The sequence below is a fragment of the Vibrio coralliilyticus genome, assembly GCF_024449095.1.
GTDB classification, from domain to species: Bacteria; Pseudomonadota; Gammaproteobacteria; order Enterobacterales; family Vibrionaceae; genus Vibrio; species Vibrio coralliilyticus_A.
The window spans coordinates 974261-987152 of sequence record NZ_CP024628.1; the positions used below are offsets into that span (position 1 = coordinate 974261).

Sequence of the window (12892 nt, forward strand, 5' to 3'; positions counted from 1 at the left end):
GACTATTTCAATATTCATTTCGTTTATCATCAGATATTTTAAATAAAAAAAACGCCAATAAAAATTGGCGTTTTGGTTCAAAAATTAAAGCACCGTCTATATATACGACCTATTTATAGACAATACGAGTTTTAATTTAACGTAAAAGTATCGCTCCCTTCACCTGAAGCATTCTGACTGTTGGTGACCACTGCTTTTACTGTGATGGTGCCAGCCGTCAAACTGCTTACGTCCACGTCTTGTGTCCAACTGTCGCTCGACAGTAGTGTGTAGGTCTCACTAACGTCAGGCGTGCCATCGTCTGTGTCTGAAAACGTCAGTGCCACTTTCGCCGAATCGCCTGATTGGGTCATGCTGCCTTTCACCGTCGCCACCCCTGCGCTCACCGTTACCTCGCTTATGGTCACTACTGGCTGCAACGCAAACTGGTGGTCCGTGTTTTCCGCACCTGGGTTGCCTGATGCGTCTTCGAACCCTTTGATACTCAGTGGCAAGGATTCCGCTTTCGTAGCAGTGCTGCGAATGTTGACCTGACCTACCCACACTGTTTTAGCCGTGCTGGCTGCGTCCCAGATAATGGTCTCACCGCCCAGTTGGCTGCCTAAAGGTTGCGTCACCGCCTCATCAAAAGTCACGGTCACTGTCACACCGTCGGTGCCCACGACGGCTGAACCCGGGTTAAAGCTCACTGGGTTGGTTGATGCCAACGTCGGTGCTTGCTTGTCTAAGGTAAAAGTATCGCTCTCTTCACCTGAAGCATTCTGACTGTTGGTGACCACTGCTTTTACTGTGATAGTGCCAGCCGCCAAACTGCTTACGTCCACGTCTTGCGTCCAACTGTCGCTCGACAGTAGTGTGTAGGTCTCACTAACGTCAGGCGTGCCATCGTCTGTGTCTGAAAACGTCAGTGCCACTTTCGCCGAATCGCCTGATTGGGTCATGCTGCCTTTCACCGTCGCCACCCCTGCGCTCACCGTTACCTCGCTTATGGTCACTACTGGCTGCAACGCAAACTGGTGGTCCGTGTTTTCCGCACCTGGGTTGCCTGATGCGTCTTCGAACCCTTTGATACTCAGTGGCAAGGATTCCGCTTTCGTAGCAGTGCTGCGAATGTTGACCTGACCTACCCACACTGTTTTAGCCGTGCTGGCTGCGTCCCAGATAATGGTCTCACCGCCCAGTTGGCTGCCTAAAGGTTGCGTCACCGCCTCATCAAAAGTCACGGTCACTGTCACACCGTCGGTGCCCACGACGGCTGAACCCGGGTTAAAGCTCACTGGGTTGGTTGATGCCAACGTCGGTGCTTGCTTGTCTAAGGTAAAAGTATCGCTCTCTTCACCTGAAGCATTCTGACTGTTGGTGACCACTGCTTTTACTGTGATGGTGCCAGCCGTCAAACTGCTTACGTCCACGTCTTGTGTCCAACTGTCGCTCGACAGTAGTGTGTAGGTCTCACTAACGTCAGGCGTGCCATCGTCTGTGTCTGAAAACGTCAGTGCCACTTTCGCCGAATCGCCTGATTGGGTCATGCTGCCTTTCACCGTCGCCACCCCTGCGCTCACCGTTACCTCGCTTATGGTCACTACTGGCTGCAACGCAAACTGGTGGTCCGTGTTTTCCGCACCTGGGTTGCCTGATGCGTCTTCGAACCCTTTGATACTCAGTGGCAAGGATTCCGCTTTCGTAGCAGTGCTGCGAATGTTGACCTGACCTACCCACACTGTTTTAGCCGTGCTGGCTGCGTCCCAGATAATGGTCTCACCGCCCAGTTGGCTGCCTAAAGGTTGCGTCACCGCCTCATCAAAAGTCACGGTCACTGTCACACCGTCGGTGCCCACGACGGCTGAACCCGGGTTAAAGCTCACTGGGTTGGTTGATGCCAACGTCGGTGCTTGCTTGTCTAAGGTAAAAGTATCGCTCTCTTCACCTGAAGCATTCTGACTGTTGGTGACCACTGCTTTTACTGTGATAGTGCCAGCCGCCAAACTGCTTACGTCCACGTCTTGCGTCCAACTGTCGCTCGACAGTAGTGTGTAGGTCTCACTAACGTCAGGCGTGCCATCGTCTGTGTCTGAAAACGTCAGTGCCACTTTCGCCGAATCGCCTGATTGGGTCATGCTGCCTTTCACCGTCGCCACCCCTGCGCTCACCGTTACCTCGCTTATGGTCACTACTGGCTGCAACGCAAACTGGTGGTCCGTGTTTTCCGCACCTGGGTTGCCTGATGCGTCTTCGAACCCTTTGATACTCAGTGGCAAGGATTCCGCTTTCGTAGCAGTGCTGCGAATGTTGACCTGACCTACCCACACTGTTTTAGCCGTGCTGGCTGCGTCCCAGATAATGGTCTCACCGCCCAGTTGGCTGCCTAAAGGTTGCGTCACCGCCTCATCAAAAGTCACGGTCACTGTCACACCGTCGGTGCCCACGACGGCTGAACCCGGGTTAAAGCTCACTGGGTTGGTTGATGCCAACGTCGGTGCTTGCTTGTCTAAGGTAAAAGTATCGCTCTCTTCACCTGAAGCATTCTGACTGTTGGTGACCACTGCTTTTACTGTGATGGTGCCAGCCGTCAAACTGCTTACGTCCACGTCTTGTGTCCAACTGTCGCTCGACAGTAGTGTGTAGGTCTCACTAACGTCAGGCGTGCCATCGTCTGTGTCTGAAAACGTCAGTGCCACTTTCGCCGAATCGCCTGATTGGGTCATGCTGCCTTTCACCGTCGCCACCCCTGCGCTCACCGTTACCTCGCTTATGGTCACTACTGGCTGCAACGCAAACTGGTGGTCCGTGTTTTCCGCACCTGGGTTGCCTGATGCGTCTTCGAACCCTTTGATACTCAGTGGCAAGGATTCCGCTTTCGTAGCAGTGCTGCGAATGTTGACCTGACCTACCCACACTGTTTTAGCCGTGCTGGCTGCGTCCCAGATAATGGTCTCACCGCCCAGTTGGCTGCCTAAAGGTTTCGTCACCGCCTCATCAAAAGTCACGGTCACTGTCACACCGTCGGTGCCCACGACGGCTGAACCCGGGTTAAAGCTCACTGGGTTGGTTGATGCCAACGTCGGTGCTTGCTTGTCTAAGGTAAAAGTATCGCTCTCTTCACCTGAAGCATTCTGACTGTTGGTTACCACTGCGGTGACATCGACTGAACCACTGGCTAAGCTCGATAGCTCATCAAACGTCACCGTTTGTTCAAAAGCGCCATCCGACAAGTTTCCGTTTTTATCTAGACTCACTGTGTTTTTACTCTCATCTTCAAACGTTAGCTTCAACGTCGCGGATGTCCCTGTTCTTGTGGTAGTTCCTTTTACCGTTACTTTGCGCGCACTCACTACAAGCTCAGTGATTGTCACCTTAGGTTTCAGTAACAACTTTTTATCTTGATGGGCTACGCCCTCATTCGTGTATGTATCACTAAAACCAGCAATCACTATTGGCATTTCAAGATCTGTGTCATTGGCACTTGGAACCTTGACCTTACCTGTCCAACGGTCACTTTCACCGCTAGCAGCATCCCAATTGATTTTGGTTGTGCTGGTATTGAGATACGACTCCGAAGGCTCTGAGACCGGCTGTGAAAATTCCACTGTCACATTGATGGTATCCCCTGTATCTGCATATTCAGGATTGAGCGATAGTGATTTTACTGTTGGCAGTACACCTTTAACCTCTAGATTAAACGTATCCCCTTTACCCTTGATTCCCTTCTCACTTTGATAGGCATCGTCTTCTAGGGTAAAGGTGATGGTTTTATCTTCTCCTTGAGGCGCTTTGTAGTTAGCGATCCAAATAATGTTGTCTGTTGTAGATAATCCACTCAGAGTGCCCACATCATCACTTCCACCCGCTTGGGTGAGTTTTATATCGCTCAGAGTAAAGTCTTGGACCTTTTCAGAAAACTCGATTTTCAGCTGAGTCTGTTTATCACCTCCAATCGGACCTTGCGGTGTGGCTGATATTGCTTTTACCTCTGGGGTCGTAGCGGCTACTACCGTGGTCTCGATTTCTTGCGATGAATTGACCTTTCCGGCAAGATCACGCGCGTTAATCGAAACCCGATAAACACCCGCTGGGACGGAGAAACTGAAGACGTACGGCTTACTATCGTCCGTCGGTTCTTCTACAGATTTAGGCAGTATTTTGTTGCCACCTGCTTTCAACGCAAGCTCTGCATTCACCTCTTTCAAGTTCGTATCCAAGACGTTTGCAGTCACCTCGACTAAGTATTCGCCATTATCATCTGGTGCGAAGGTTGTTTGCTCGGCTTTTAGGTTACTCACGCTCGGGTCTTGGGTATCAACGACAGACTTTATGCCTTCAACGCCATATTCATTACCCGCGTAAGTGAACGTTTCAAGCGTGCGACCAATCGAGTCCGTTACTGCCACTTTCAACATGTACTGGCCTTGATCCGTGTCTTTGAAGCTAAATGTACTGGTCGCAGACGTGCCGACAAACGTCGCCGACTGTTCGATTGATTCTCCAGTTGAAACAGGCACAAGAGTGATACGGTAACTTTTTGCAGTAATACTACTCGTAGCATTCACTTCTAGTGTCATTTCTTGACTGGTACGGCCAAGTACAAGCAATCCCCCTTCTATACGCGGATTATCCTTCAGAGATAACGCTACAGTGGGTAGCGCTATATTGACCTCCATATTATTCTCTGTATACACGTGGCCCGCTTTGTCTTCAGCCGTGACAGTTACTGTCAACTTGTTCTTGTTAGCCAGTTCCGATGCCTCTACCTCAAAGTAGGTAGGGTCATCACCTTTTTTTTCTTCTCTGGTGAAATTCGTTCCTAGCTCTGTCACTGTGTAAGTGACTTTAGCTAACCCGCTTCCGCTGTCGGTAATGGGGAAAGTAAATCTGACTTTGTCGCCCGGTTGTGACTCTATCACAACAGTTTTACCAACCTTAGGGGCTTCTTTGTCAACGATAAACGTTACCTGATTAGACTCACCATTAAGAGCACTTTTGAGGTTAAACACATCCATCGCTCTTGCTGTAACCGTCAAGGATTGAGCGTCAGAGCCAGACAGATCAGCGTTAAACTCCGAACATAGGTATTCGTCATTCTCTCCACACTTTGTTACTGCACCAAAGTTATCCTTATGATTGGTATTGGCAGTAGAATAAGTGGTGTCACCTACCTTGACAGTTAACACTTCCAGCTTCGAGCCATTAGGTAACAGCGTTTTAAGGTTGATGCTTATCTGGTCCTTAACGACGGTGTTTTGAGCAAGGGGGGTCGCAATATCGTCTGTACTGGTGATTGCAACTGTCGGCTTGCCTTCCGGAAGCTTTAATGAAAGCTGAGAGACGTCAGCCGTATTACCTGCATTATCATTTACGTTCTTAACGTTAAAGATATGCTCCGCGTCTGTTGAAGCGATGAAGGTTGCGTAATCCGCAATATAGCTACACGTCACTTGACCATCAGAATTGCGTAGACACTCTTTAGGCCTTATTGGAGTAATATTGTTGATTCTAGCAAGGTATGGTCTAAAGTCTTGCTGATCTATATTGCTAATATTCACCCCTGATTGATCGTCAGTAAATCCGAGCTGGATACTTAATTGCTTTTTATTATTTGGAGATTGACTCGCTGGAATAACGTGTTCACCCTTTAATAAGTAGTCTTTTTGCCCAGACGTTGGTGGGTTGACATCCATTTGATTGAACGTAAACCTTTGCACGTTCGGTGTTCCATTGGTGCCTTTGGTTTGAACAATTAATACCACAGGTGAGTCTTGAAAGTTCTGATTAGACTTCACCGTACAACTTGGGGTATTCCCAAGCTCACCTTTTATTAGCCCAGAGGTCGCTCCTTCATCTGTCGGTGCTTGGTCCAACGTATAGTTTTCACGAACCCAACATTGGAGCTCATTTGGTGTGACTGCGCTTGTTACCTCAAAATCCACCTTTAGCTCGCCATTGGCTATAAAGTTTTGGAAATCTTCCGGCGATTTAACCTTAAGCCGTACACCCTTTTTTTGAACACTTAACGTCTCTGTTATTTTTAGAGGTATTTGCTGTGCGTTATCCCCTCCATCTAAGTATTTGGCCTTGTTGTATGCGTAAATAGATACAGTGTAGGTACCGTCTTTAGCCAGCGCGGTTTTTTGAATAACAGATTCCCATTGTTTCTCACCTTTCTTAGTAAAGCTGAGCGTAGTTCCGGCTTCTTCATCAGTCGTAGTTCCGGCTTCTTCACTCCCAAAGTGGTAAGAGCCGGTTATCTGACCTATGCCGCTAATATCTGAAATCTCCAGAAGGAGTTTGATATGGTCATCCTTAGTAATAGCAGTGCCAATAGATTCATTATTGCTTGCGTACACAACATCAATTAATCTTCCGGCTGGTGGTGTCTGTTTGATATGCAGTTTAAATGGCACCGTGGAAACATTGCCGCGGATATCTTGCGCCTTCAGTTTTACGGTAATAGCATCTTCACCCGTTGTATCGAGATTTGACGGTAGTGGGATCTTATATTGGCCATCAACTTTCTTTGGCTTGGTTCCTTCTCCATTTGGCGCAACATCGCCCTTGAATATCCAATACTCAAACTTGTCCTTATTTACACCATTTGAGTTTATCGAGCCGTTGTCGTCATAGTCTTCAGCAATGATCGTGAGCTCATAACCGGGCACATAAAAATCATTCTCTTGATGCCCATTCAATTTTAGTGATGGGCCTTGCGTATCAATGATCACATTAGACACATTGGAACTTGATACAAATCCATGAATGTCGGTCGCTTTAACAAAAAGCTTAGCGCGGTTACTGTCGTCTGTAACAATCTTGTTCTCGTCATTGATTGCCGAGTATGTGCCCTCAAAGCTAGAGCTCCACTCGCTTGCTGTCCAATCTTTTAAGAAGGTTTCACCGGAGTCTGTTTTCTGATAAAGCGAGATTTTCTCTACGCCGGAGTCATCTGTGACGCTATTAAATTTCGCCGAGAACTTAGCTCCCAATACACCAGTCTTTTGTGAGACATAGTCGACTAACCATGGGTCTTGGAAGTTGATAACGGGCCCTTGTTTATCGACTTGAAATTTGATTTCTCCTCTCCCACTGGTATTCGGTGGGTATGCCTTATCTGTCGCTGTATAGAACAAGGTATTGGTTTGACCATGCGTAAAGGCATCGGCTACGAGCTTGACGCCAACGTTAGGTTGAGTCCCTTCCAAACAAGGCACAGTATCGTCATCACTACAAAGGCCTAAATTGGGTACAAGGACATTACCTATCTTAAGTTGCAAATCAAGTTTGTCACCTGGGCTATGATCGCCCCAGATAGGCGCAGGATTTAATGTGGTATTGCCTCCCAGCATTTTTTCTGCGGTCCTGTTTTCAACTTCAGGCGGTACTGAGTCAACCCGAACTGTAAACTTCGGTGCTGATATTGAGTTCTCATTTACCTCATTGCCCAAGTTATCGATCGCTTTTACATAAACCTCCCAATCACCTTCACCTGGATAGACGGGTTTATTATCGCAAACGACTTCCTTACACAGGTTAATAACAAAGCTATCAGGGTCATTAATAGCAAATTTATTGGCATCATAACTCTTAATTTTACCCGAGCTATCTTTGAATAGCAGAACACGCTTTTCTTTTTGGTCATTGACAGTATCCACAACGTTAAACTGTAGCTTCAGTTCGTTGTTGGTATTAAGGTATACGCTGTCTTCAAGCTGATTCTCGGTTTTTGGATCCTCAGGGCGAATCAAGGAGATTTTAGGAGGTTCGTTATCGATGAAGAGAGAATCTTTACGCTTATTATCTGGGTAGCCATAGCCGTTCCCTTGGTTATCCATTGCACTGGTATGGATAGCCAATTCCACTTTGTCTTTATGCTCACTTAACGCGGTATTTACAGAAAAAGCGAACTGTTTTACGTATTCATCATTGTTCACGTTTGGTGTGAACGAAATGTCATTGGCTGGTTCTTCGTCATTAGGGGTTGAGCGTTTGTACCACATCGGAGCGAAAGTTAACCGAGTAGATGCATCATCTTTTATGCCCGATGGGTCAGAGACAACCAATTTCGCTTCAATCGGACCCGCGACATATTGTTGATTCTTGTCAGTATAAGTTCTACCCGCTACCGTTAGTTCCACGTTAGGCGCGTCTTGGTCGATACTTACCCCATCTTTACCAAATAGGTCCAGAGTACCTAACATGGGCCTAGCTTTGGATATATCATCCGCAAACAACTGTGCAATGCTGTCTGTTACCCAAGGTTTACCAGTATGCTTACCCGTAAGTAAATCAAAGTATGCTTGGGCTAAATCGGTACGATAAGTTTCTGCATTCAACTCGTAATTATCAAGTTTAATGCCACTACCGCTTTTCCCTTTACCATCAGGCTTGCCATCTGCGCTTAGATCGTCGTAAAAAGCGGTGGCAAAGCCTGCTGAATCATAACGTAGCGCCTTTTCAGACAAACTTGCAATTGATTCAGCAAGGAAGCGGTGCTGGTACTCAACACTTAGCTGACTAGGAGTACCATTCAACAGCATTTCGTTGGTTGCATAACTGGTGGTGGTAGGGTCAAAGCCGAAAAAACTGCCTGGTGTTTTTAACGCCAATGCATTTTTGACCTCGGCAAGAATGGATTCTGCAGCTTCTACGTCCTTCGCCCCTTGGTAATTATTCCAACGATAGTCAAATAACCCAGTGTGGTAGGCAGAAAGCTCAGTCACATAATAACTGCTTGAACCATCAGGCTTAAAGTAGACCCCAAAGTTGGCATCGTCTAGGTTAACCGACACGGGATCGCTGCTGTCATTAGTCCAATTGAAATAGTGTGTATTTAATGCAGTAGGGCTTGCTAGTCTGATTCGCAGGAAGTCATAGCCGATAATGTCAGTTGTCAAAGAGCAAGTCGCAACATCTCGTGCTAATACAGAATTAGACTCAGATCTTCTTGATGTTTGACATGTGGTTAAACCAATAAACTCCCCATCCGCTGTATTCAATCCTTCTAGCTGTGCTAACGCACCGACAAAGGGCGTCACTACCGTATAAGTGGGAAGATCAAAGGTAGTTTTGAAATACACCGTTTCTTCACTTGAGTAATTCTTTGAGTCATCGGAAGTGCGAATGACAAGTTTTTGCGCGTCTAGCTCAGACACATTACTAAATGAATCGCCTAATATATCCCTAGTCAACGGGATGTAGTAGGTCATTGATGATACCCACTTATCTTCTCCTTCTTGAGCCTCTTCTTCTACTATGGCTTCGTGTGGTATACGTACAGCGTCTTGGTCAAGGAAGGCATTAGCCGTGGTCGTATTTTTGAGCTCGTATTCGCCTTGGCCATCTTTTTTGACAAAATAACGCACCTCTAACTTCAACTTATTGGCTGGAGAGCCAACATCTACACCATCTGACGAACGAGCATCTTCTACCACCACCTTAATGTACGGGATTTTGTTAACATCTAGATAGTTAGTAGTAAACGACTGGAAATTAAGATCAGTATTATTCTTAATCTTGCTAGCCGCATATTGATAATCGATTTTGAGGTAGTTTTTTGATGTGATTACGGATGTGGCATCGTATGTATCTCGAGTATACGCATCAGGGTAACTAGTACGATCACCCGACGCCGTTTCAAGTACAAAGTTAAACTGGGTGGCTGGATAAGAGATATCCTGACTCGGCGGTTGATCATCTTTCGTTACCGTGTGAGTCTTCTCACCAATATTGCCCTGAGCATCCGTTGCTCTTATCTCAAACTTGGTTGATGTCGTTGAAAATTGAGAAAGAGGATATTTGTTAGAAAACTCGCATGTGCCTTCTTCTGCAGTTGGAGAACAAACTAACTCTTCAGGTGTATCCCCTTTAAATGAAACAGTAACAGCACTTCCACCAGGCGAACTTTCTGTGACGGTACCAAATAAAATATAGTCGGTCTCAGTACTGTCACTACGGATAGTCTGACCAGAAATCACTTTAATGATTGGCTTTTGGTTATCCCAAGAAAAATTAATGATATGAGGGTTGTGTTCCGCAGAATCCTTAACGATTGTGTTGCCAAGTACGTCTACGGTATAAAACACAAGGCGCGCCTGACCAGAACTGATGTTGAGCTGGTCCAGGGAAACGGTATCGATTTTGACTTTAACATTCGAGCTTCTTAAGCCCTTTTCGAAACCAGTAACGTCTATAGCGCAGTGACCAGAACCTATCTCACCAACTTGACACGTATCTAATTCAGTCCATGTGCCACTCAAAAATGATTCAAGTACGACTTTAGGGACATCAACCCCAACTTCATCCTCAAGTTTGACTTCAACACTACCTGTACGTGCAATAACATCGTTTTCAGTTTCATCTGGTCGACTTGCGACTGGAGGAGTCGAGTCGATAGCGGTTTCATCACGTTTAGGAATGACATTAGTATCTCCACCGGAGCCGATAGCATTGACTTTCTTACCAAAAGAATCAAACTCCTCGGCCCCAATACTCGACTTATTAAGCTCAGGGCTATTGGCCACGATCATCACATGCTTAGCTAACTCATTGGTGTATAGCTCGCTGGTGACTCTCACCGCACCAAAATCTAATGGCTGATCATGGTTACCGATTTTCCCCATTCCATCCAATAAGCCATCAGAACTGATGTCATTATATTGAATGCTTGCTAAATTAATTGAAGTGTATTGGTTATCAGTGTTACCACCATGCTGAGTGATCAGGTCCTTAGCGTAGGAAGAATAGGCCGTTAGCAACGCGCCATATTTATGGCCATCAGTCGCATACGCGCTTTGAGCGCCATTCGTGATATCGATCGGCTCAGTCGTATTAACGTCAAACCCATACATATCACTTATAGCGCTAATGGATTGGGAAACCGCTGATGAATCGCTGATACCTTTGCTCAGCTTATGTTTTGTTAAGCCTGCTGCCATATTGGTGAGAGGTGTCACCATGACTGACTGCTGTGAGCCTTCAACGTAATTGACAACACTATCTAACTTGAGGACTTTGTTCGCGCTGATAGAAACCTCTTCCCCTGTTACAGGATCGATATATGATCCTCCCTCAGCACGAATCAATACAGGGCGTGAAGCAGATTCCACCGAAACACTATAATTACCTCTTGAGTCTGTTTTGGTCGAAGCAATGAGCCGCCCTTGCTGGCCGTTATCATATTCCCAAATATAGACCTTCGCGTTCGATACTGGCGCATCATAAACATTGCCAGAAATTGAACCAATCGTTCTTGACGGTGGTGAACTATCACCCTCGCCACCACCGCCGCCACCACATGCGACAAGTAGAAGAGATGCACTGAGTGCTAAATAATTATAGTGTTTCATTTTTGAAGCCAATGCCAATGACAAGTTAAATTTTCAACGATTATATTTAGGAAATTAATTTTCTCAACATGGCATATTGACTATATAAAACATCACATTTACTACTAATAAAACGCTTTTAAATATTTGTTTGCCTAGCCTAATGGCATAAAGTATATACAAGCCTTCAAAGCGACTTATTATCACTATTATTAATTATTTTTTTATATGGATTTTATGCTTTAAAGCCCTATCATTGTATGAAAATATCAAATAACTATTAAAATGCATTCAACGTCTATTCCAGCGAAAAGTTACCGAGACTATTTGTCCTTCTGGTATCTGGCTCTTATTCCTTTAAGTTTATGCGCCCTAGTTGAAATATCACCATTCAGTGACACATCAACTAGGCATTCAAGCAAAACGACTCCGCCTGAAGTTAATAACACTATTAAGCAAGATGATCTGGTATTAAAAACACCGGTAAAAAAAGATAAGTTAATTAGTAGCCATGTGGGTTACTCATTCTATGGGACGACGCTCAACTTGGGCATTGCACCAAATACTATCCAAGACCTTATATCTTTATCTGCCGGTAAGTTTGACTTCATCAATTCAGTATCAGGTTCTGGACAGTTTGCTTTTAAACTTAACGAGAAAGATCAGCTCATTGCTTTTTTATATCGTGACAAGTCTCAGGCATTTTATGTTTATAGTACAGAAGCTGGCACCTTATTTAGCACCGATGGTGAGCGTTTTTACAAAGATAAGCACCTGCTTTCTCCAGTATCACGACGCTTTAGAATCAGTTCGCCGTTCAGCCATTCGCGCTTTCACCCTGTGACTCGCACTATGGCTCCCCACCTTGGAACAGATTACGCTGTGCCTGTCGGAACACCTGTTGTCAGTATCTCTTCAGGCGAAGTCATCGCCTCTCGCTATCACCCGATAGCGGGAAACTACATTGTTATCCAGCATCCTGGCGGATTAAAAACGCGATACCTTCACCTGTCTAATCGCTATGTCAGTAAGGGGGATGTTGTCTTACAAGGGGAAACAGTAGGTACAAGCGGTAATACGGGAAGAACAACCGGCCCGCACCTTCACTTTGAGTTATGGAAAAACGGTAGGCCTATCGACTTTGAAAAGAAGCGAGCATTCGCTGAAAAGGTCGCCGTGCAGCTTGTATCTTCTCAATCCCGAGAGGCTCAGAAAGTCTTCTCACAGCTTGAGCAACAGATAAACTAACGCTCACTAAGTCAGTGTGCGTAAGACAGATTACGTACGCTAGCTTTGGTTTATTTGTAGTGAAACAGAGTAATGTGTTCTTAGATAGGTGAGTTAGAGTCTTAGACAAGAAAGATTGGAGCGTGCAGCGGGAATCGAACCCGCATCATCAGCTTGGAAGGCTGAGGTAATAGCCATTATACGATGCACGCATCATCGTGAAGACAGAGCCAATATGCCACATCAGCCTGAAAAGAAAAGTCTTTTTTTCATTTTCAGGCTTAAGTGCTGACTTTATGTGCAAATCGACCTTAAAGTGGCTTTTTAGTCCTCACTTCATTTAACATAAA

2 protein-coding genes and 1 tRNA gene are annotated in these 12892 nt (G+C 45.8%); 1 reads left to right on the forward strand and 2 read right to left on the reverse strand.

Features of this window, described 5'->3' with window-relative positions; translation table 11 throughout:
- Positions 1–131: 131 nt before the first annotated feature.
- A complete protein-coding gene (locus CTT30_RS19945; RefSeq protein ID WP_255906571.1) occupies positions 132–11336 on the reverse strand; it encodes a tandem large repeat in 11205 nt (3734 codons plus the stop codon).
- A gap of 264 nt (positions 11337–11600) precedes the next feature.
- Here CTT30_RS19945 and CTT30_RS19950 point away from each other — a divergent pair, with 264 nt between their 5' ends.
- Positions 11601–12563: a M23 family metallopeptidase gene (locus tag CTT30_RS19950; RefSeq protein ID WP_252036765.1), complete on the forward strand. Its 963-nt coding sequence runs from the start codon at positions 11601–11603 to the stop codon at positions 12561–12563.
- A gap of 116 nt (positions 12564–12679) precedes the next feature.
- Here the strand turns inward: CTT30_RS19950 and CTT30_RS19955 are convergent.
- Positions 12680–12754: transfer RNA gene (locus CTT30_RS19955), tRNA-Gly, on the reverse strand.
- Positions 12755–12892 lie beyond the last annotated feature (138 nt).